The following is a 1532-nucleotide window of genomic DNA, read 5'->3' on the forward strand; positions in this document are numbered from 1 at the left end:
AGGATGGATTCGGTCTTCTGGGCAATCTGGCCGTTGGCGTCGGCAGGCAGAAGTTCCGGAGAAACGGGAGTATCCAAAATGTCGCGAAGCACTGCAGAAAGCGCATCGGCGGACTTTTTTTAGGGGGAGGACGGCTCGCGCCGCCTTTTTTTGAGGCGCCTACGGCACCTTGGTTAGAAAGAGTCCTTAAGGCAACGGACGGAGAACGCGTAGCCCTTGTCGCAGTCGTTCTGGTACGTGTAGTCGCCGTTGTAGTTGAAGTACTGGTACCACGCATTGTAGCCGTTGTACTCGTACTCAGTAGAACTCCAGAAGTAGGCGTAGTAGCCTCGATAGCGGAAACTACCGCGGTCGTTGCGGTAACCGGCAGGGAGAACCGAGAATCCAAAAGAATCATCATTAGTCACTCCACTATAAGAGGTCCACAGGCTGGTGTTCGCCTTCAGCTTCTGACCGGCATAGCTGGCCCCGCCCACATTCGTATAGAGAGCACCCCATTCAGCATTGCTCGGCAGGTGCCAGCCGCTGGGGCAAACGCCACGAACAGGCGCCGTAGCCAATGCAGAGGCACTGAAACGGGTACAAAACTTGCCATAGCCACATTCCTCACCGTAGTTCTTGTAAATAGCAACAGAGTCAACCGCGGCTGCCCAGGTATATAGGCGACCATAGGTTGCGCAATTACTTGGATCATCGTCATAGCACCAGCTGGTGGAGTCGGAGGTATAATAGCCGTTGTCAAAAGCCACTCCGGTGTAAGCATAGTTCAGGTTCTGGGCCATCCAGGTCTGGCAATTTTCATTCTTATCGTCGCAAATTTCTACCGTCTTGTACATCTGGTAGTCACGCTCATCCAGAAGTTCGCCATAGGTGACCTTCGGATTCAAGTATTCGGTAGGTGCGTAAGTGCATGTATGGCCCACAGGGCATTTTGTAGCGTAAGAAAGATCAACGGCTTCGTCGGATGAAGATTCCGGGTCAGTGCCCGGAATGACACTGGAAGAGGAACTTGCAACCTCGCCAACAACATCCCAGGAGCCTTCCACGCAATTCAACTCGCGGTCTTCTTCATAAAGGTAAGCTGACAGGCCTTCTCTTGACCCCGTGCAGCCAGGCAGATTTTCTTCAACGTCCGCAATCATATCGTAATGGACCCACTTACGATCCTTGCAAATGAAACCTTCCTTTGTCCCATTAATAAAGTTAACGAAACCTTCCCCGCTTTCTGTACAGCTGGGCAAATTTTCTTCAGACTCAACAGAAGAAATGTTTGTGTCCTCATGGTTATTAGCCGGTCCGTTTGAAGAGCCGCCATCACCACATGCGGCAAGGCCCAAAGCCAGAGCAAAGGCTACAAAGCCAAACTTTACCACTTTCTTTCCAAAAAATTTCTTGTTCATTGAAAACACCTCCTTGCAACTTGCGCAGGTTTCCCGTTATTCCCTAAAGCTTGCGTTCAGGGAATTGGTGAGCCAATCAGCAAAGCTTGCGTCGCTGGGCATTCTCCAGTCGGCACGAGGCGACAGGGAGAT

The 1532-nt window shown here is 51.4% G+C and carries 1 protein-coding gene; it reads right to left on the reverse strand.

The window, feature by feature from the left end:
* Positions 1-173 precede the first annotated feature (173 nt).
* Positions 174-1400 carry a fibrobacter succinogenes major paralogous domain-containing protein gene (locus BUB94_RS16080; RefSeq protein ID WP_073238981.1) on the reverse strand — a complete coding sequence of 409 codons (1227 nt, stop codon included), beginning with the start codon at positions 1398-1400 and terminating at the stop codon, positions 174-176.
* Between the last annotated feature and the right edge of the window lie 132 nt (positions 1401-1532).

The sequence above is a fragment of the Fibrobacter sp. UWH9 genome, assembly GCF_900129715.1.
In the GTDB taxonomy this organism is placed as follows: Bacteria; Fibrobacterota; Fibrobacteria; order Fibrobacterales; family Fibrobacteraceae; genus Fibrobacter.